Source organism: Chakrabartyella piscis (assembly GCA_030067835.1).
Classification (GTDB): Bacteria; Bacillota; Clostridia; order Lachnospirales; family Anaerotignaceae; genus Chakrabartyella; species Chakrabartyella piscis.
This window is the reverse complement of sequence record CP092441.1, coordinates 1,559,715-1,579,404: the sequence shown is the minus strand read 5'-3', so window position 1 is coordinate 1,579,404 and position 19,690 is coordinate 1,559,715. Positions and strand designations below refer to the sequence as shown.

The window sequence follows — 19,690 nt, the reverse complement described above, 5'->3', positions numbered from 1 at the left end:
CGCTTTATATCACATATTCGTGAAATATAAATATTCTTATATCCCTTTTATTTTTATCTAGCTACTCCAAAAGCCCTTTCAATTCCAATATCTTATCTCTCAATTCTGCTGCTCGTTCAAATTGCAGTTCCATTGCAGCTGTTTTCATTTCTTTTTCTAGTTTTTTCAGCAATTCCTTTAATTCCTTTTGGTTCATGGACTCTGGGTCTTTTTCCAAGCCAAATTTTTGCTTTTCTGTTGCTGTTTTGGAAATTTGGATGATATCATGGACTTTCTTTTGGATCGTTTGCGGTATGATACCATGTTCTTCGTTATATGCTTCTTGGATGGCACGACGTCTATTGGTTTCTGAAATTGCCAAATCCATGCTTCTCGTGATATTACCGGCATACATAATGACTCTACCATCTGAATTTCTTGCAGCTCGTCCAATGGTTTGAATTAGGGATGTTTCTGAACGCAAGAAACCTTCTTTATCTGCATCCAAGATAGCAACCAAGCTCACTTCTGGAATGTCCAAACCTTCTCTAAGAAGATTGATACCCACCAAAACATCAAACACATTCAAACGCAAATCACGAATGATTTCCAAACGTTCCAACGTATCAATATCAGAATGCAAATATCGCACTCGAACACCAGCTTCACGCATATATTCTGTCAAACGTTCTGCCATTTTCTTGGTCAATGTGGTAACAAGAACTTTACTACCAGCGTCCACTGTATTCTTCGCTTCCGAAAGCAAATCATCAATTTGACCTTCCACTGGACGCACTGAAATTTCTGGATCTAATAGCCCTGTTGGTCTAATGATTTGTTCTGCAATTTGTTCTTGATGTTCCTTTTCATAGACAGATGGTGTTGCAGATACAAAAAGTAATTGATTGAGCTTTTCTTCATATTCTGCAAATTTAAGGGGTCTATTGTCTAGTGCTGATGGCAAACGAAAACCAAAGTCCACCAATGTGGTTTTTCTGGATTTATCACCTTCATACATACCTCTAATTTGAGGAATGGAAACATGGGATTCATCTGCAATCATCAAGAAATCTTTGGGAAAGAAGTCGATCAATGTAAATGGTGTGCTTCCTGCTTCACGCAAAGATAAATGACGTGAATAGTTTTCAATTCCTGTACAAAAACCCATTTCTTTCATCATTTCCAAATCGTAATTGGTGCGTTGTTCCAATCTCTGTGCTTCCAACAATTTATCATCACGTTTCAGTTCTGCCAAACGTTCCATAAGTTCCTCTTCAATACGTTCAATGGAAATCAAAAGTTTATCCCTTGAAGTCACATAATGAGATGCTGGGAATATGGAAATATGATTTCTGGTACCAAGAATTTCACCTGTTAAAATATCAATTTCTGTAATGCGATCAATTTCATCACCAAAGAATTCTACACGCACTGCATGTTCTGACGAACCAATTGGGAATATCTCCACCACATCACCACGCACACGAAAGGTACCACGTTCAAATGCCATATCGTTGCGATCATATTGCATTTCAATGAGTTTTCTAAGGACATCATCACGATCTTTTTCCATGCCTGGACGCAAAGAAAGCATCATACCGTAGTATTCTTCAGGGTCACCCAAACCATAGATACAGGAAACACTTGCCACAACAATAACATCTTCACGTTCTACAAGGGCTGCTGTTGCAGAATGTCGCAGTTTATCAATTTCATCATTGACAGAAGAATCCTTTTCGATATAGGTATCGGTACTAGGTACATAAGCTTCTGGTTGGTAATAATCGTAATAGGATACAAAGTATTCTACCGCATTATTTGGAAAGAATTCCTTCAATTCGTTATACAACTGTGCTGCCAATGTTTTGTTATGGGCAATCACCAATGTTGGTTTTTGTATTTTTTCTATGATATTTGCCATGGTAAAGGTTTTACCAGAACCTGTGACACCAAGTAGGGTTTGAAACTTTTTACCTTCTATAAAACCATTTGCCAATAACTCTATGGCTTGTGGTTGATCTCCTGTTGGTTGATATGGACTGACCACTTCAAATTTTGACATTTTGCACCTCCTAAACGAACTTTTGTTCCCATTTTATCACATATAGAACGCAAAAGAAAGACTTTCACCCATATTTCACATATTTTTCACTTTGGGAATATGATGGAAATGGATTGGTGTCAACTTGATATCTCCATCAAAAAAGAACCCGAAAACAGGTCCTTTTTGAAAATCAACCATTCATTTGTTCCAATGCATTATTGGCTGCACTTTGTTCTGCTTCTTTTTTACTTTTGCCAGTTCCTCTACCCAAAACTTTGCCATCATGTTCCACAACTGATACAAACATTTTGTTATGATCAGGACCTTGTTCATCTACAATTTTATATTGCAAAGGAACCTTACTGATTTTTTGAATCACTTCTTGCAAATGTGTTTTACAATCCAAGTTTTTGAATGTGCTTTTGGTGTGCTCAATTTGTTTCACCATGAAACCAAGGATATAGACACGTACTGCTTCCATTCCACCATCCAAGCAAACTGCACCAATCACTGCTTCAAATGCATCTGCCAAAATGGAGTCACGTCCACGACCACCAGTGGTTTCTTCACCTTTTCCTAAGCGTAAAAAATGACCCAAATCAAATTTACGTGCCAAAACAGCCAAAGAAGATTCACACACAATTGCTGCTCTAAGCTTTGTCAATTCACCTTCTGGCATTTCAGGAAAATGCACAAACATATACTCACTGACAATCATATCCAAAACAGCATCGCCCAAAAATTCCAAGCGTTCGTTATTGGCATGACTTCTTTTTTTGATTTCATTGGCATATGAGCTATGTGTCAACGCCAAAGTCAAAAGATCTTTATCCGTAAATACATATCCTATTTTTTCTTCTAATTTTTCCAATTGCAATGCATTCATAATTATGCTTCCACCGCTTTTTGAATATGTGCAATTGCATCACCAATGGTTTTGATGTTTTCTGCATCTTCATTTTCAAATTCCATATCAAATTCTTCTTCCAAAGCAGAAATAATTTGGAACAAATCCAAGGAGTCTGCTCCCAAATCAGCAAATACAGTTTCCACACTCAAAACGCCAATTTCAACACTCAATTGCTCTGCAATGATTTCCAATACTTTATTTTCGTCCATTTATTTATCCTCCAAAATACTAATCTTTCTTTTTTTCATAATCATACCTTATTTTTTGCAATTTGTCAGTATAATTTTATTCTATTTTTATAAAATATTTCACAAAAAATTTTGCAGAAAATTCCATATATTACCAAATATCGCTTAATCCTCTTCTGCATCATCCTCTGTATCTTCTTCCATTTCTTTCCAAAGTGGCATACATACAATGGTTTTGAACAAATCACCATCTACATTGATTTCAAATGTACCATCTTGTACCATAACCAAACTCAAAACAATGGAAAGTCCCAAGCCAGATCCTTCTGTTGTCCTAGAAGCATCTCCTCGAACAAATCGTTCTGTCAATGCAGATTCATCAAACTCCACTGGTGTTGCAGAAACATTTTTGATGATGATGACACCCATATCGCCTTCTTCAAAAATTTCAACATATACCCTAGAATTGGGCATTGCATATTTTACTACATTGGAAAGCAAGTTTTCCAAAATACGCCACAAGTGACCACCATCTGCTTCCACAAATACAGGCTCTGCACAAGTGAATTTTGTGGTGAGTGCCGATGCTTCCAATCGTTCTTCCATTTCTGCCAAAGCTTGGTGCATCAATTGACGACACTCTATCTTTGTTTTATCCACCGCAACATTACCAGAAGAAACTTTGCTGGCTTCAATCAAATCTTCAATCAATTGTTTCAAACGATAGGATTTGTCATACAAAACAGAAATATACTTTTCAGCAGTTTCATTTTCAATTTCTTCGTTACGCAACAAATCCACATAAGAAATAATGGATGTCAGTGGTGTTTTCAAGTCATGGGACACATTTGTAATCAATTCTGATTTCATACGTTCACCTTTGATGGCTTCTTCCACTGCATTTTTCAAACCATCTTGAATGTGTGCTACATCTGTTGCAAAATTTAAAAATGATGGTGATATTTCATCCAAATCCAACTGGTATTCAAAATTCCCTTTTGAAGTTTCCTTTGCAGATATCATGATTTTTTTCAAAGAACGAAGTCCTCGAATAAACAAATAAATGCACATTGTATTGAATGCCAAAATTGCAAATACCAACAAAAAGCTTGTTCGCAAAAGTCCATCATGAGCTGCTAAAACAGCACCACCCATCAAAACGCAATTGATGAGCCCATAACAAAGCATAGTGAATACCATCCAACCACGGAAGGTTTTGCCTGTAAACAAGTCTGTAATTCTTCTTATTGAAGAACCAATCCATGTATTGTAGAAGAAGCAACGTCCTTTGATTTGTCGCATAATGGACAACAAATAGCTGAGTACAATTCCCACACCAAATAGATAAATTAACGCTAGAACTGTAGTCAAAATATAAACCCAAAAGAATGTTGGTTCTTCTAAAATATATTGTAAAATGCCTGCACCAAAGAATGTTCCACAAAACAGGTATACAAATACAAGGGCAAAATGTACCTCGTTGTAAATTTTATCCATCCAATAATATTGAATTTCTCCACCTTTGCGTTCCTGACCCGCTACACGAAGCAAATAAATGACACAATACAATGCCACAAAAGATGCAAGGGTCGCAACTCCAAATAAATATGGCATACTGGTTTTTGCAAAGACATATTCCTGCCACAAATCGTAGAAATCATCACCAGTTTCCAAAGTATCTGCCATACCAACATACACTTTGCATTCACGATTGTCCATAAATTTTTCAGCAAAAGCAAATTCTTCGCCTGCAAGAGAACCACTGAGGAAACCAGACGATACAATCAGTCCATTTTCTAAGCCAGACACATCCCCCAAGGTTGCATTGCTTGCCACAATTTCTCCAGAGCCATTTTCAATATAATATAAAAAATTGTGTGCATCATCCAAAATACGCTCATATGCACGAAATTGATCTACTTGGTTTTGAATATACATTTTGCGATACAATGGCAATCGTGTTTCCACCAAAACCTCATATTCCTCAAAATTATCTTCTAAATATTCAGGGATATCTCCACTGATGATAATACCATCGTAAGTTTCATTGATGATAGTATTATTTGTGATGATGCCATCAACAATGCCATAATATTTTTTGAAACTATCCAATAATTCTGCATCATCTACAACATTACCAGCTGTAATTTCTTCTTCTGACTGAAAAAACAATTCTGTTTGCAACAAAACGTCAATATATTCACTGAATATATCCTTAAATTCTGTTGTTTCATAATAGGATGTTACTTCGATGATATCTTTGCTCCAACTTTTTGCAATGTTTACCGCTGTCATAGCACAAAGAAAATCTGCAATGGAACATGCGAATAGGATAATTATGGCAAATATCTTCCATTTTCGCTTAAATTTTTTCGATTTTGTAGCCAATACCCCACACCACCTTCAAGTATCTTGGTTCTTTTGGATTGATTTCTATTTTTTCTCGAATTCTTCTGATGTGTACAGATACCGTGTTTTCTGGTGCAAATGATAATTCATTCCAAACTTTTTCATAAATTTGATCAATGGAATATACTTTACCTGCATTTTCCATTAAGAGTTGCAAAATACCATATTCTGTTGCAGTCAATTTGACAGGTTCTCCACCTACACGCACTTCTTTTCCATCTTTGTCCAATTCCAAATCGCCAATACGAATGACATTGCTTTTTTCTGCAATGCTACCAAGAGCTGTATAACGACGCATTTGGCTTTTGACACGAGCAGACAATTCCAATGGATTGAATGGTTTTACAATGTAATCATCTGCACCAAAATTAAGACCCAAAACTTTGTCGGTGTCTTCTGATTTTGCAGACAAAATGATAATTGGAATATTGGAAGTTTCACGAATGCGAACTGTTGCATTCAAACCATCCATTTGTGGCATCATAATATCCAATAGGATCAAATGAATTTCATTGTGTTCCAATACCTCCAATGCTTCTACACCATTATAAGCTTTGATTACATTGAATCCATCTTGTTTCAAATATATTTCAATTGCATCTACAATTTCATGATCATCATCACAAACCAAAATATTCAAATTGCTATACATTATTTCCCCTCCTATAAATACAATTTCCCTATTATGCCCTATAGTATATCCTACCATTTTTCCATCCAAACTACAATATGATTCTACCATCTTATAAAAGTTTTGTAGAATTTTGTACACAAAAGGCGATGCACCAAGTACACCGCCTCATTTTGATTACTAATTATTCATTTTTATCGCCAATGACAATGGTTAAGTCAATGGACTGGTCTGTATCACGAATCACATGTATGTTAACTTTAGAGCCAACTTCTGCTTCTGCCACAGCATCTGCCAAAGCGCTCATATCCATAATGGTTTTGCCATCAAATTCTGTAACCACATCACCAACCAAAACACCTGCTTCTTCTGCTGGTCCACCTTCAGTCACTTCCATAATCAAAGCGCCTACTGGCAAACGATACAAAGTAGCATTGTCTTCTGTAATCCCTGTACCAACAATACCAATGAATGGTTGTGGTGCAGTTCCATTTTCCAACAATTCTTCTACAATTGGAGCAATCACATCAGATGGAATTGCATATCCCATACCTTCTGCCATAGAAGAATTGAATTTTGCTGTATTGATACCAATGACTTCACCTTTGCTATTGACCAAAGCGCCACCACTATTGCCACTGTTGATTGCAGCACTGGTTTGGATCACTTCCAACTCAATGTCATCTACTACAATGGTTTGTTCTGTCATACTGATCATACCATCTGTTGCGGAAAGTCCCATACCCATAGCATTTCCAATGGCGATGACAAATTCGCCAACTTCCAATTGACTGGAATCACCAAATTGTGCCACTGTTATATTTGAGATACCTGCTGTTTGCAAATCTTCCCAAGAAACTGTGATCACTGCCAAGTCAGATTCTGCTTTTGTACCCACAACCTTAGCTGGTACAGAAAGCACATCGCCTGTTTCATCATCTGTAATGGATACGTAAATTGTAGTTGCACCTTCGATTACATGGTTGTTGGTTGCAATTGCAATTTTTTCTTCATCACCATAGAAAATAACACCGCTACCAGCACCTGTTGCTTCATATGGAATGGAAAAAGATCCAAAATAAGGAGCTGTAGAAACAATAGTTGTAGAGATACTTACAACCGATGGTTTGATGCTTTTGACAATGTCCACAGAAGACATGCTTGCACTTCCATCAGATGTTGCTTCCACCGCTACAGGAGCTTGTGTAATGGTCACAGAAGGTTGTTCCTTCATAACCGATTGCACCAAGCCATAACCAGCACCAATACTGGTACCACCAACCAAGCTGACCAACAAACATCCTACAATAAATTTGCCCCAACTTCTGGACTTTTTGGGTGCTTTTTTCACCTTTTCTTCATAGTAGTATTCTTTTGCTTTTTCTGCATAGGTTTCAGATTTTCCAGCTTCTGGTTTTGTTGCTGCAACCACTTCTTGTTCCGCTTTTTGTTCTTTGATTTCTTCTGTAATCACTTGATTTTCAGAAAAATCCACCTTTTGTTGTAAAAACTTTGGTTCCACTTCATGAGCTGTATCTGCCACTTTTGTTGGCATTTCATACTTTTCTTCCGGATAAGTTTCTACAATTGGTTCTTGTACAAACTCTTCGACTTTGATTTCTTCAGCTTTAATTTCTTCAACTTCAACTACTTTTACCTCTTGAACTGTTTCATTTTCTTTTACCACTTCTATATTTGTACTTTCTTTTGATTCTGCATCATTTTGCATCACTTCATTTTCTTCAAATTCATTCATATGCATTCCTCCAGTCATTGTTTGAATTATATCAATTATACATCACTGTTTTGAACAAAGTATGAACGTGACATAAATAAACAATTAACTTCCTGTATACAAAAAATATCTTTATTTGCGTAAAAAAGACCAATTTTTCACACAAAACTACTATATTTTAACGAATTCTTGGTGGGAATCCGACTTTTTTCTGCACTTTGGACAAGGTTCTGGTTGCAATGTAATTTGCTTTTTCTGCACCATTTTTGATGACTGCATCCAAATATGCTTTATCTGCTTCAATTTCATGAACACGTTTTTGGATTGGTTCCAATTGTGCCACAACCGCTTCTCCAACAGCTGTTTTGAAAGTACCATAACCTACATTTGCAAATTCACGTTCTGCATCTGCCATTTTTGTATCTGTCACTGCACAGTAAATACCCAACAAATTGGAGATACCTGGTTTTTCTGGTGCAAAACGCACTTCATTTTCAGAATCTGTCATAGCACGTTTCATTTTGTTCATAATGACAGCTGGTTCATCCATCAAAAGAATGGTATTGTTTTTATTTTCATCAGATTTGGACATTTTGCGTTCTGGTTCTTGCAAAGCCATGATTTTTGCACCAACTTTACTGATGTAACCCTCTGGCACTGTGAACACATCACCATATACACCATTGAAACGTTGTGCAATGTCACGTGTCAATTCCAAATGTTGTCTTTGGTCTTCACCAACTGGTACAAGGTCTGCTTGGTACAACAAAATATCTGCTGCCATCAAAGAAGGATATGTGTACAAGCCTGCATTGATGTTATCTGCATGTTTTGCACATTTGTCTTTGAATTGTGTCATACGATTCAGCTCACCCATATAAGTAAAACAGTTCAAAATCCAACCAAGCTCCGCATGTTGAGACACATGAGATTGGTAGTAAATTGTATTTTTTTCTGGATCCAAACCAACTGCCAAATATTGTGTCAACAAATCTCTGGATTGTTTTCTGAGTTTTGCTGGATCTTGACGCACTGTAATTGCATGCATATCTACGATACAATACAAACAATCGTAATCATCTTGCAATTTTGTCCAGTTGTTGAGTGCTCCCAAATAGTTGCCAAGTGTAATCAAACCAGATGGTTGCATTCCACTGAAAATCCTTTTTTTATCCTCTGCCATGTGTTTCTCCTTTCAACTCCCAATAATATATGATTTTTGTTATTTTTCTGTATACTTGCCATCAATCATGCCTGTGTCCACAGGAATCACATAAACGCAAATGGCATATGCAATTGCTCCTATAACAACACCTGTCATCAAAGATACCAATATCCAAAGCAAGCGAATCAATGTTGGATCGATATTGAAGAATTCTCCAATACCACCACATACGCCTGATATTTTTACATTTGTGCTGGAGCGATACAAACGTTTTTCCATATACTTCCCTCCTACTCTATTTTATCCTTATTTCTTTGTTCTGCTGATGCAATCAACCGACGATATGGTTCTATCGTATATTCGTTCATATTGCTCATTATCTTTTTCTGGATAGATGGAATTGCCATTGCAGCTCCAACCAGATACATCTGTGCTATTTTCTTTGTTTCTTTTTGTGGGAAATCGTACATTCCCTCTGATTTATAGAATCTATGATCTTCTTTCATAAAACCTTTCATCACATAGATTAAATCTCGAAATACTTTCATACCACCAACACCATAGAAGTTTGCTGGTGCTTTGATATTGTGATCCAAAGAATAAGAAAGTGATTTTGCCAATTGGTTAATGGACAAAGCTGTATCCAACTCATCTGTTGCCACACCAGCATTATACATACCACTGACTTCAGCTCTTGCTTCACATATGACACGCAAATTGCTTTCTTGGCTATAGCTGCCACTGATGATATAACCTGTACATTTTCCTCTGTTGACGGGTCTATGTCCATTACAGAACTGTCTATCATCATAACACTTCATACTAGAATGTGTAAAATGATTTTCTATGGTATATGCGTATACAATTGCATCAGATGTGCAAATTTCATTTCTCAAAACTTCTTGGAACCCATCCTTATAAATACAAGTTCCATCTATTGTACAACGAAAACAGCTGATACATCCACCAGTAAATGCAAATTCACGTACATTGAATACTTTTACTTCATACGCCATTGCAGATACAAAATCATCTATCATATTGCGTAAGTTCAAATCATCTGCTGCTACATTTGTAATGACAGTTACTTGTTTGTTTGCTTTTTTTGCTCTTATGGGTAAAGATTTTTCATAGATGCTTTCTTTTTTTATAGTAACTGGAACTTTTTCTTGCTGATAAATATTGTGTTTGACATCAAACATCAATTTTTTGAAGAAATCCAATGCTTCTTTTTGTCCTTGTTTTTCCAGTAAATCTTCCATTTTTGCAGACAAACCACCAGCATATTTGAACTGCATATCCAAACAATTTTCTTTGATGAATCTATGTGCAGTTGTATCATAAAAATGCATGGAAGTACTAACTTGTGCTGCAAATTTTGTACTAAAGTCTATATCCATTTCCTTCATCAACTCAATAAATCTATGGAGCTGATATGGTGCCATAAATGTATACACAGGATATGCAAATATAATCAAATTGGCTTTTTGCAACTGTTCTTTCACTTGATCCAGTGCACCATTTGCATTTTTTTCTATATTTTAATGGTAACACCCACATTGCACACATCAAAAACATGTTCTTTGTTCTGAACTTCCATAAACTTTATGGTTTGATATGTGACGCTTCTATTTCCTTTTGGGCTACCATTTAAAACCAATATGTTCATGATTGCACCTCACAATATGTTGTATTTTTGAATTGCTGCAAAGATTTTATTCTTTCAAAAATCCATTTTCCACAAAACTATATGCTTCGTTTTCTGCAACAATGAGATGATCCACCACATCTACATCAATTTGTTTCAGTAGATTACGCAAATCATTGGTCAATTCTATATCTGAAAAAGAAGGTCTACAGGTGCCATCTGGATGATTATGTGCCAAAATGACAGATGCTGCTCTATATTTGATAACAGCTTCCATAACCATTCTTGGATGTACCACTGCTTGCTGAATGGTGCCTTCTGCAATTTTTGCAAAATGGGTCACACGCTTACGTGCATCCAAGCATACCACATAAAAATTTTCTGTCAATCTACCATTCAATAAAATGGTGCAATATTCCTTTGATTTTTGTACAGAATCCAACACTGGACGTACTTTTAATTTCTCTTGTGCACAACGTATGGAAATTTCTCTTTGCAATGACATTAAAATTGCTGTTGGTAATTTGACATTGCACAACCTAGAAATATCATAAGGATCTGCTTCCATCAACATAGAAAGACTGCCAAATTCCTGAATCATCTTATGTGCTTGTTCATTTGTGTTTGCTCTAGTCACCACATAATACAACAGCATTTCCAGCAATTCGTGGTCTTGGAAATTAGAACCACCTTCTGCCAAAAATCGTTGTCGCATACGTTCTCTATGTCCATCATGTACAGTTGCCATACAACTTACCTACCTTCAAAATTTTGTATCAAATCTGAAAACTTTCCTGCATAAATCACTTGCAACAATTGGTCCATTTGACGCAAAGCCATTTCCACCACTTTTGGTGTGATGATACCTTCTGACAATGCATCTGCCAATTCTGTCATATCCAAAATTTCTGTTTTACCATCTTCATGAACAATTACATCCACCAATAAATCTGTAAAAATATAAGAATTGGTTTCTGTCTGGAACTCAGTATCTATGATATCACAATAGTAAAAAAGCAATGTATCTTTTTGCAAAAATTTGCTAACTTTATATCCTTCTTTCAAAAAATAGCAGGAATATCCATTGTCAAAGTTTGCCTTTGGCTTGAGAACCTTCCATTTAGTGATGAGAATATCTTCTGTTTGCAATAATATTTCATCATCTTTCAAATGAATTATTTCCGCAGGTACGTATCTTTTTCGATATAATGCAGTTTGTTCAGCCATACCTATTCCTCCTTTGCCAAAAAGCACTTCAACCATTCCATTCATTATAGAAAATTTTTATGTAAATATCAAGTTTTTTATCCTATATTTATACAAAAATTAAGATTCACACCATATAAATATACAATTTATATGGAAAAATGGGTAAAACAATAGCACCCATCTCTGAGTGCTATGTTATATCTATATTTTTGGCTCGTACAACCATTTTGCTGCTATATTACATAATTTCAACTTTCAAATATTACCATTTGATTTCTTTGCCTTCTTTTCTCCATTGTGCAAATTCAGAAGCTGCTGTAAACAATGCATCTGTGGAAGAATTCAAACCTGTTTCGAAGGAATCTTGTACCACACCAATGATGAAACCAACACCTACAACTTGCATTGCAATATCGTTGGAGATACCGAACAAGGAACATGCCAAAGGAATGAGGAGCAAAGAACCACCAGCAACACCAGAAGCACCACAAGCGGATACTGCTGCAACGATACTCAAAACGATTGCTGTACCGAAGTCTACGTTATAACCCAATGTGTTTACTGCTGCCAATGTCATAACTGTGATTGTGATTGCAGCACCTGCCATGTTGATGGTTGCACCCAAAGGAATGGATACAGAGTAGTTATCTTCATCCAAGCCAAGGGATTCACAAAGTGCCATGTTTACAGGGATATTAGCTGCAGAACTTCTTGTGAAGAATGCAGTGATGAAGCTTTCTCTCAAACATTTGAATACCAATGGATATGGATTTTTGCCAATGTTTACAAAAACAATGATTGGATTTACAATCAAAGCAATTGTTACCATACATCCTACCAATACAAGCAACAATTTGCCATAATCAGAGAAGATAGACAAACCACTTGTAGATACTGTGCTATACACAAGACCCATGATACCAAATGGTGCAAAACTAATTACCCAACGTACTGCTTGGGAAACTGCGTCTGCCACATTGTTCAAGAAAGTTTTTGTTGTTTCGGAAGCATTTTTCAAAGCCAAACCAAATACAACTGCCCAAGCCAAAATACCAATGTAGTTTGCTGTAGAGATGGATTGCAAAGGATTTTGTACAATGCTCATAAGCAATGTCAAAATAACTGTGCCAACACCATCTGGAGGAGTTGTGCCTGTTGCTGCTTCTGGCAATGTGAGTGTAAGTGGGAACAAGAAACTTGCAATTACAGCTACCAAAGCTGCTGCAAATGTACCCACCAAGTACAATACCACTACTCTACCCATGTTTGTTTTAGCACCTTGTTTGTGGTTTGCCAAAGAACTCATAACCAAGAAGAATACAAGTACTGGTGCAACACCCTTCAATGCACCTACAAACAAATCACCAAAAATACCAATTACAGTTGCACTTGGAGCCACTACACCAATGATAGCACCCAAGATCAAACCGCCAATAATACGTTTTACTAAGCTAATACTATTCCATTTTTGAAATACGTTACCCATTTTTTTCTCTCCTATACATAAATAATAGTCCAATTTACCTGTTGTACGAACACGCTAATTGCAAAGCCATTTGTTACTAATTTCATTTATTTTGAACAGCCAAATACTTGTTCACAAAGCTTTTTGCCTGTTGGTGTGATTGCCAAACCACCTTCAGCTGTTTCTTTTAATGAAGATGACATTGCATCTCCAATTTTTTTCATTGCCCAGATGACTTCATCTGCTGGAATTGCACTTTCTATCCCTGCCAAAGCCAATTCTGCTGCCACAAAAGCATTTGCAACACCTGCTGCATTTCTCTTGATACAAGGGATTTCTACAAGACCTGCAACTGGATCACACACAAGTCCCAATATATTTTTCAAAGCGATTGCACATGCATGTTCACTTTGTTTTGGGGTACCACCACAGACTTCAACCAAAGCTGCTGCTGCCATTGCACTTGCTGCACCACACTCTGCTTGACATCCACCTTCTGCACCTGCAATACTAGCTTGATTTGCAACAACCATACCAATTGCCGATGCTGTAAAGAGTGCCATTGTCAATTCATCATCAGACAAACCTCTATCTTCTGCAATGGTCAACAATGCAGATGGTAAAATACCACAACTACCAGCAGTTGGTGCTGCTACAATTCTACCCATACAAGCATTTGTCTGTGATACTGCCAAAGCTTTTACCATAGCTTGTCCAAATATTTTGCCACAAATATTCTTTCCAGCGTCTACAGATACTTTCATTTTATAGGCATCTCCACCAGTCAAACCACTTGCAGAGCGCTTATCTTTATCCAAACCTTTTTCTACAGAATCTTTCATGACTTCCAAAGAACGTGCCATTGTTGCAAATAAAACAGATTCTTCTGTTTCTGCAATTTTTGCTTGGTCTTTTAAAACCAATGCACCAATGGAGGTTTTTTGTTTTTCTGCCATCAAAACCAATTCTGCTATCGAATCATATTTCAAATCCATCACCTCAAATTTATATTTACGGGTGTACACATGGGTACACACCTACAGTTACATTTTTTTCAATTGCAACCATCTTTAGATTGCTTTCAGTATGGTACAACCCAAAATATGAGGATGTGCCAAAATCACTTGATTTACTTTTTCTTCAATACCACCATCAATTTCAATGGTCATTACTGCTGTGCCACCTTTTTGATCTCTACAAAGTGAGAAACCATGGATGTTGACACCATTCCAAGCCAAGATATTGGATACTGCTGCAATCATACCTGGTTCGTCTTTATGTGGAATGATCAAAGTATCTGATTTACCAGAAATGGAAACTTCTGTTCCATTGATTTGGTTGATGACAATGTTACCACCACCTACAGAAGCACCTTGAACCACTGCTTGGTTTCCTTTTGCATCTTTCAACACGATTTCTGCTGTGTTTGGATGTGCTCCATCAATTTCTTTTTCTACAAATGAGAAGGTAACTCCCATTTCTGTTGCAATTTCCATACTAATTGGTATGCGTTCATCATCTGTTTCCATACCCAAAATACCAGCAATCACTGCTTTGTCGGTACCATGTCCTTTATATGTTTTAGAGAAAGAACCACTGAAATAAATAATTGCTTCTTTTGGCTCTGTTCCTAAAATAGATCTTGCATATTTTCCAATGCGCACTGCTCCAGCCGTATGGGAGCTGGAAGGTCCTATCATAATAGGTCCAATAATATCAAACACTTGTAACACGTAAAACCCTCCTTTGTCAAATTCACTGAACTTTGGTTCATTCGTTTTCTAAATTTCTATGATATATTCATTTCTTATCTTAACACTATTATATCTGTTTTTTTTCGTCAAAGTCAATATATAAAATCGACAAAGTTTACCATACATAGACACATCAGTAAACTTATTCTACATTTGTCCTTGTAGTGAAGACTTTTTTGTCATTCTAGAAACTTTTTATAGAAACATTTTATAATTTTTGCACATTATAGCCATATGTTTTTTATGCGTTTATATGAGCAATGAGTTTAATTTTTTTCAGTTTTGACACTAATTTATCAAAAATATGACCAAAAAACTCTAATTTTTCTTTTTGCAATGTGATTTTCTTTGTTTTTCAGTGAAAATCCTTTGATTTCATCAACAAAAACATTGTATTCTCATCCATACAATATCACTTGATTTCCTTGTAAATTCAGCATCCACTTCACAAAATTTCACCTTAGTAACATCTCTCATTACCCAAGCAATAACAAACCCAATTTGCTATAATACACAAAAAAACCCACAGACAAGTCCGTGGGTTTTCCTTTCAATCCAATGATATGATTACATATAACCGCCCATACCGCCCATATTAGGGTCTGGCATTGCTGGAGGCATTTTAGATGGCAATTCCGCAACTACAGCTTCAGTTGTCAAGAATGTGGATGCTACAGAAGTTGCATTTTGCAAAGCACTTCTTGTTACCTTAGCTGGATCCAAAATACCAGCATCAATCATTTCCACATATTCTTCTTTCAACGCATCGAAACCAATGCCTGCTTCAGATTCCATAACTTTATTGACAACAATGGAACCTTCCAAGCCTGCATTTGCTACGATTTGACGAAGTGGCGCTTCCAAAGCCTTGATGACAATTGCTGCACCAGTCTTTTCATCACCCACAAGGTCTGCACAAGCTGCTTTTACTTTGGAAATGGTATGAATGAGAGCTGTACCGCCACCTGCAACGATACCTTCTTCTACAGCTGCTCTTGTTGCAGCCAACGCATCTTCCATACGCAATTTCTTTTCTTTCATCTCTGTTTCTGTTGCAGCACCCACTTTGATCACTGCAACACCTCCTGAAAGTTTTGCAAGTCGTTCTTGCAATTTTTCTCTTTCATAATCAGAAGTTGTTTCCACAATTGCACTTTTGATTTGGTTCACACGAGATACAATTGCATCTTTGGAACCAGCACCATTTGCAATGATGGTTACTTCTTTTTCTACACGTACTGTTTTTGCACGTCCAAGCATATCCAATGTAGTATCTTTGAGTTCCAAACCAAGTTCTTCAGAAATCACTTGACCACCAGTCAAAATTGCAATATCTGTAACCATAGCTTTTCTTCTTTCGCCAAAACCAGGTGCTTTGACAGCCACACAGTTGAAAGTGCCACGCAATTTGTTGACAACCAATGTTGCAAGTGCTTCTCCTTCAATGTCTTCTGCAATGATGAGAAGTTTGCCAGCAACTTGGATGATTTGTTCCAAAATAGGCACCAATTCTTGGATGTTGGAGATTTTTTTATCTGTAATCAAGATGTATGCATCATCCAAAACAGCAACCATTTTTTCCAAATCTGTGGACATATAGGAAGAAAGATAGCCACGATCAAATTGCATCCCTTCTACCAATTCCAATTCTGTGTTCATGGTTTTGGATTCTTCAATTGTAATGACACCATCGTTTGTCACTTTTTCCATTGCATCTGCAACCATAGCGCCAACTTCTTCATCTCCAGCAGAAATTGCTGCTACATTGGAGATATGTGTTTTGGTTGCAACCGCTTGGCTCATTTCTTTGATTTCTGCCACTGCTGCTTCCGTTGCTTTTTGCATCCCTTTACGCAAAATGATTGCATTTGCACCAGCTGCAATGTTTTTAAGACCTTCTTGGATCATTGCTTGTGCCAAAACCGTTGCTGTTGTGGTACCATCACCAGCCACATCATTTGTTTTGGTTGCCACTTCTTTCACCAATTGTGCACCCATGTTTTCATATGGATCTTCCAATTCAATGTCTTTTGCAATGGTCACACCATCATTTGTGATTAGAGGTGCTGTAAATTTACGGTCCAAAACCACATTTCTTCCTTTTGGTCCCAAAGTCACTTTTACAGTATTAGCCAATTTATCTACACCAGCAGCCATTGCAACTCTTGCATCTGCTCCATACTTAATTTCCTTTGCCATTTTTGTTTCCTCCTAAAATTAATCTTGAACGATTGCCAAAATATCATTTTGACGCATTACCAGATATTCTTCGCCTTCAAATTTGATTTCCATTGCGCCATATTTGGAATACAACACATGGTCACCTACTTTGACTACCATTTCCACATTCACATCGCCAATCAATCCACCTGGACCAACTGCAACTACAATTGCTTCTTGTGGTTTTTCTTTTGCTGTTGATGTCAAAATCAAACCAGATTTTGTTGTTTCTTCTGCCGCTACTTGTTGCAAAACGACTTTATCTCCCAGTGGTGCTAATTTCATAATGTATTTACCTCCTGAATATTGTTTTGTTAGCACTCATACACTTTGAGTGCTAACTCTAATACTATAGTATCATTTTTCCAAAAATATGCAAGTGTTTTTTTGATTATTTTATTTTTTCACTTCAGCAACAGCAGACAAAGCTGCAATCAAACCTTCACCAACTGCTTTTGCAATTTGATAAGGTACACCTGTACAATCCCCTGCTGCATACACCATAGGAATATTGGTTTCCATTTTACGGTTCACCACAATTGCATTTCCTTCTATAGAAAGACCTACAACAAGACTATCTGGTGGTGTGCTATTTTTTGCAAAGAATGCACCATCACAAGGAATCACTTCTTCATCCAATTGGATGCCTGAAACTTTGCCATCTGCTTCCAAAACAGCTTTGACTTTACCTGTTTTGACAATGATATTTTCTTTCAAATGAGAAACCTCTTTGTATTTTGGGATATAGGTTACCGATTCACATACATCTGCAAGAAAATTCGCTTCTTCTTCCCCTTCTGGATTTTCTGCCACAACCACTACTTTTTTGCCACGATACAACATACCGTCACAAGTTGCACAATAGCTGACACCTTTACCCAAAAGGTCACGTTCACCTGTTATGGTGTGGCTTTTGTTGATGCCAGTACAAAGAATGATTGCTTTTGCTTCATGGAACTCATTTTCTGCATTGATGAGGAAATATTCCCCCATAGGAATGATTTGTGACACTCTACATTCTTTGAATTCCACACCATTTTTCATAGCATGTTTGAAGAAGGCATTGGTCATATCTTCACCTGTCATATTGGGCATACCTAGGTAGTTGTCCACTTCTTCTGCTGCATAAAGCAAAGAACTATCAATGCTTCTACCAAAAATACATACACTTGCGTTTCGTTGTCTACAGTTGAGTCCTGCGGATAAAGCTGCTGGACCTCCACCGATGATTGCTACGTCTATCATATGGCTTCCTCCTTTATATGCGGGAAGATGATATCTTCCCCTACGTGTTTTGTTGGATGTTATTCACTTCCTATTATGCTTATAATCTGTAGTGATGTTTGTTTTGTAGGGGTGACGTTTCGTCACCCGTTGGAATGTTTGTGAATTAATATTAGGTAGGAATTTATTCACGTTTTAAAGCATTCAGACCTTACTTTTTGACACCAAAAAGTAACAAAAAGTGCCACTACTTCCGAAGCGTGGAGCACGGTTCAAGGAGGCTGCGACTCCTCGAAACTCCTTTGCAAGGTGGAATCCAATTGGCTAGAGAAATAATTTATATTCGAGCATACTTCCTTCATGGCTAGAGATGCTTATTGAAATTCCTACAAATAACAATTTAGAGGATTCCGCTTTGCAAGCAAAGGCTGAGTGGAAATCAAAAGTCATTTGTTCACTACTTACTTTGGTTTTGAGCCAGTAATCAAGAGGTGAGGGGCTTGTCACTCACGGTCTAATCGTAGGATTTAATTTTCTATACATCCGTCTATCAGGGTGATTTTCAAGAGGGTCGGGATAGACCCTCTTGAAGCGTGGCTCCACGCCTTCGCAAAGAGTGGCACTTTTGGGGTACCTTTTGGTGTCAAAAGGTACGGTATTAAGTTTTTAATCTCTAATATTTGAAAAAATTAAAACCTAAAATTACCACACACAATTTACTGGAAGATACTATCTTCCCCTACAAATAAATCAACTTATATAAGTTGTTATTCTGAATGCAATGAAGAATCTTGGGTTTCGGTTGATTTGTGAATCAACCCTACAACTGCATACTTGTGTTTTGTGGTACTACGTAAAATATAAATAACCCGCACAACCTCTTTTATATCAAAAACTCAAAATAATTTTCTCACAATTTGGACAATAATCTGCTTCTTTATATGCACCGCACATAGTTGGGTGTGCAATGAAAAATTCATCTTTTCCAGTATTCGGCTGAAACATAGCTTTGTGTTTCTTCTTACTCCAGAAAACTCCATGACTACTTTGTACATATCCTTTTTCCATTTCCTGATTACAATATGGGCATTTCATGTACGTCACCTTCC

18 protein-coding genes are annotated in these 19,690 nt (G+C 36.9%); all 18 read right to left on the bottom strand.

Annotation, left to right across the window (positions count from 1 at the left end; translation table 11 throughout):
• Positions 1-61 precede the first annotated feature (61 nt).
• The 18 genes from uvrB to MJY40_RS06915 all read right to left on the bottom strand — a co-directional run bounded on the left by uvrB (position 62) and on the right by MJY40_RS06915 (position 19,676).
• Positions 62-2,041 carry an excinuclease ABC subunit UvrB gene (gene uvrB, locus MJY40_RS07000; RefSeq protein ID WP_317856273.1) on the bottom strand — a complete coding sequence of 660 codons (1,980 nt, stop codon included), beginning with the start codon at positions 2,039-2,041 and terminating at the stop codon, positions 62-64.
• Positions 2,042-2,213: 172 nt separating this feature from the next.
• Positions 2,214-2,909, bottom strand: a complete 696-nt coding sequence (gene rnc / locus MJY40_RS06995) for a ribonuclease III (RefSeq protein WP_317856272.1) — start codon at positions 2,907-2,909, stop codon at positions 2,214-2,216.
• 2 nt (positions 2,910-2,911) lie between these two features.
• Positions 2,912-3,142 carry an acyl carrier protein gene (locus tag MJY40_RS06990; RefSeq protein WP_317856271.1) on the bottom strand — a complete coding sequence of 77 codons (231 nt, stop codon included), beginning with the start codon at positions 3,140-3,142 and terminating at the stop codon, positions 2,912-2,914.
• A gap of 144 nt (positions 3,143-3,286) precedes the next feature.
• Positions 3,287-5,509, bottom strand: a complete 2,223-nt coding sequence (locus MJY40_RS06985) for a sensor histidine kinase (RefSeq protein WP_317856270.1) — start codon at positions 5,507-5,509, stop codon at positions 3,287-3,289.
• Positions 5,484-6,182 (bottom strand): response regulator transcription factor, encoded by a 699-nt coding sequence (locus MJY40_RS06980; protein WP_317856269.1) that lies wholly within the window; start codon positions 6,180-6,182, stop codon positions 5,484-5,486. Before MJY40_RS06980 ends, MJY40_RS06985 begins: the two co-directional genes overlap by 26 nt.
• A gap of 163 nt (positions 6,183-6,345) precedes the next feature.
• Positions 6,346-7,917: a S1C family serine protease gene (locus MJY40_RS06975; RefSeq protein ID WP_317856268.1), complete on the bottom strand. Its 1,572-nt coding sequence runs from the start codon at positions 7,915-7,917 to the stop codon at positions 6,346-6,348.
• Positions 7,918-8,074: 157 nt separating this feature from the next.
• Positions 8,075-9,079: a tryptophan--tRNA ligase gene (gene trpS / locus MJY40_RS06970; protein WP_317856267.1), complete on the bottom strand. Its 1,005-nt coding sequence runs from the start codon at positions 9,077-9,079 to the stop codon at positions 8,075-8,077.
• Positions 9,080-9,118: 39 nt separating this feature from the next.
• Positions 9,119-9,340 carry a PspC domain-containing protein gene (locus tag MJY40_RS06965; RefSeq protein ID WP_317856266.1) on the bottom strand — a complete coding sequence of 74 codons (222 nt, stop codon included), beginning with the start codon at positions 9,338-9,340 and terminating at the stop codon, positions 9,119-9,121.
• 11 nt (positions 9,341-9,351) lie between these two features.
• Positions 9,352-10,566, bottom strand: a complete 1,215-nt coding sequence (locus MJY40_RS06960; RefSeq protein ID WP_317856265.1) for an iron-sulfur protein — start codon at positions 10,564-10,566, stop codon at positions 9,352-9,354.
• Positions 10,567-10,776: 210 nt separating this feature from the next.
• Positions 10,777-11,457, bottom strand: coding sequence for a JAB domain-containing protein (locus tag MJY40_RS06955; protein WP_317856264.1), 681 nt, complete (start codon positions 11,455-11,457; stop codon positions 10,777-10,779).
• Between the two features lie 5 nt (positions 11,458-11,462).
• Complete coding sequence (locus tag MJY40_RS06950; protein WP_317856263.1) at positions 11,463-11,936, bottom strand: DUF402 domain-containing protein; 474 nt, start codon at positions 11,934-11,936, stop codon at positions 11,463-11,465.
• A gap of 244 nt (positions 11,937-12,180) precedes the next feature.
• Entirely contained in the window at positions 12,181-13,404 is a 1,224-nt protein-coding gene (sstT, locus tag MJY40_RS06945) for a serine/threonine transporter SstT (RefSeq protein WP_317856262.1), read from the bottom strand.
• An 86-nt stretch (positions 13,405-13,490) separates the two neighbouring features.
• Positions 13,491-14,378 (bottom strand): L-serine ammonia-lyase, iron-sulfur-dependent, subunit alpha, encoded by an 888-nt coding sequence (gene sdaAA, locus MJY40_RS06940; RefSeq protein ID WP_317856428.1) that lies wholly within the window; start codon positions 14,376-14,378, stop codon positions 13,491-13,493.
• Between the two features lie 75 nt (positions 14,379-14,453).
• On the bottom strand, positions 14,454-15,116 hold the full coding sequence (gene sdaAB, locus MJY40_RS06935) for an L-serine ammonia-lyase, iron-sulfur-dependent subunit beta (RefSeq protein WP_331488239.1): 663 nt from the start codon (positions 15,114-15,116) through the stop codon (positions 14,454-14,456).
• Between the two features lie 588 nt (positions 15,117-15,704).
• Complete coding sequence (gene groL, locus MJY40_RS06930) at positions 15,705-17,336, bottom strand: chaperonin GroEL (RefSeq protein WP_317856261.1); 1,632 nt, start codon at positions 17,334-17,336, stop codon at positions 15,705-15,707.
• A gap of 18 nt (positions 17,337-17,354) precedes the next feature.
• Positions 17,355-17,642: a co-chaperone GroES gene (locus MJY40_RS06925; RefSeq protein ID WP_317856260.1), complete on the bottom strand. Its 288-nt coding sequence runs from the start codon at positions 17,640-17,642 to the stop codon at positions 17,355-17,357.
• 111 nt (positions 17,643-17,753) lie between these two features.
• Entirely contained in the window at positions 17,754-18,602 is an 849-nt protein-coding gene (locus tag MJY40_RS06920) for an NAD(P)/FAD-dependent oxidoreductase (protein ID WP_317856259.1), read from the bottom strand.
• Between the two features lie 867 nt (positions 18,603-19,469).
• On the bottom strand, positions 19,470-19,676 hold the full coding sequence (locus MJY40_RS06915) for a PF20097 family protein (RefSeq protein ID WP_317856258.1): 207 nt from the start codon (positions 19,674-19,676) through the stop codon (positions 19,470-19,472).
• Positions 19,677-19,690 lie beyond the last annotated feature (14 nt).

Coding starts and splice junctions, on each gene's coding strand:
- groL (WP_317856261.1), bottom strand. CDS start 17,336: ATGGCAAAGGAAATTAAGTATGGAGCAGATGCAAGAGTTGCAATGGCT.
- trpS (WP_317856267.1), bottom strand. CDS start 9,079: ATGGCAGAGGATAAAAAAAGGATTTTCAGTGGAATGCAACCATCTGGT.
- MJY40_RS06915 (WP_317856258.1), bottom strand. CDS start 19,676: ATGAAATGCCCATATTGTAATCAGGAAATGGAAAAAGGATATGTACAA.
- MJY40_RS06965 (WP_317856266.1), bottom strand. CDS start 9,340: ATGGAAAAACGTTTGTATCGCTCCAGCACAAATGTAAAAATATCAGGC.
- MJY40_RS06955 (WP_317856264.1), bottom strand. CDS start 11,457: ATGGCAACTGTACATGATGGACATAGAGAACGTATGCGACAACGATTT.
- rnc (WP_317856272.1), bottom strand. CDS start 2,909: ATGAATGCATTGCAATTGGAAAAATTAGAAGAAAAAATAGGATATGTA.
- MJY40_RS06925 (WP_317856260.1), bottom strand. CDS start 17,642: ATGAAATTAGCACCACTGGGAGATAAAGTCGTTTTGCAACAAGTAGCG.
- uvrB (WP_317856273.1), bottom strand. CDS start 2,041: ATGTCAAAATTTGAAGTGGTCAGTCCATATCAACCAACAGGAGATCAA.
- MJY40_RS06990 (WP_317856271.1), bottom strand. CDS start 3,142: ATGGACGAAAATAAAGTATTGGAAATCATTGCAGAGCAATTGAGTGTT.
- MJY40_RS06975 (WP_317856268.1), bottom strand. CDS start 7,917: ATGAATGAATTTGAAGAAAATGAAGTGATGCAAAATGATGCAGAATCA.
- sdaAA (WP_317856428.1), bottom strand. CDS start 14,378: ATGGATTTGAAATATGATTCGATAGCAGAATTGGTTTTGATGGCAGAA.
- sstT (WP_317856262.1), bottom strand. CDS start 13,404: ATGGGTAACGTATTTCAAAAATGGAATAGTATTAGCTTAGTAAAACGT.
- MJY40_RS06920 (WP_317856259.1), bottom strand. CDS start 18,602: ATGATAGACGTAGCAATCATCGGTGGAGGTCCAGCAGCTTTATCCGCA.
- MJY40_RS06980 (WP_317856269.1), bottom strand. CDS start 6,182: ATGTATAGCAATTTGAATATTTTGGTTTGTGATGATGATCATGAAATT.
- MJY40_RS06950 (WP_317856263.1), bottom strand. CDS start 11,936: ATGGCTGAACAAACTGCATTATATCGAAAAAGATACGTACCTGCGGAA.